The 738-nt window shown below is 56.4% G+C and carries 1 protein-coding gene; it reads right to left on the reverse strand.

Annotated elements, in window-relative coordinates; all coding sequences use genetic code 11:
- Nucleotides 1-738 (reverse strand): AMP-binding protein (locus tag AB3X94_RS41820; RefSeq protein WP_368614468.1); only part of this gene is annotated, 738 nt, incomplete at both ends.

The raw sequence follows: 738 nt of genomic DNA on the forward strand, positions 1-738 counted from the left end.
GGACTGGCGATGAACCGCTCGGCTGTCAGCTCGGGGCGGTTCAGATAGCCCCGCGCGACCCCCGCCCCGCCAATGTAGAGCTCACCCACCGCCCCGAACGGCACCGGCTCGCCATGACCGTCCAGCACATACACCCGCGTGTTCGCAATCGGACGGCCGATCGGGATAGAGGCGGATCCATTAATAACTTTGGATATTTCGAATGTGACGCTTCCAACTGTCGCTTCTGTAGGACCGAAGTGATTGATCAGACGCACATGCGGGAAACGCTTTCGCCAAAACTGAATATCCGCAGGTACTAACGGTTCCCCACCAACCATCAGTGCCTTAGTCGGAGCCGGACCTTCGTAACACTCCAGTTGCCTGTTTAACAGGCTCAGGTGCGAAGGCGTCAGCTTGATCAAATCGTAGACCCGACCATCGTTAGCAGCAGAAAGTAAATCAATTTCAAAAGCAGGTTTTAGAAGATACAGCGCTGCACCTGCCAACAGGGGTCCGAATAAGGTTGTAACGATGCCGTCAAAGCTCAACGAATGTAATATCGGCGAACCATTCAACGCTTCTTCGTAATAACTGCGATGTGACCATTGCAAATAATTCAACAGGTTTCTGTGCTCGACCATCACGCCCTTGGGCGTGCCGGTGGAGCCCGACGTGTAGATCACATAGGCCAGATGGTGCGGGCCCAGGCCCAGCGCGCGCGCATCCGGATCCGATGCCGGCTGCCCGGCCCACGCC

The organism is Paraburkholderia sp. BR10923, from assembly GCF_040948765.1.
Lineage (GTDB): Bacteria > Pseudomonadota > Gammaproteobacteria > Burkholderiales > Burkholderiaceae > Paraburkholderia > Paraburkholderia youngii.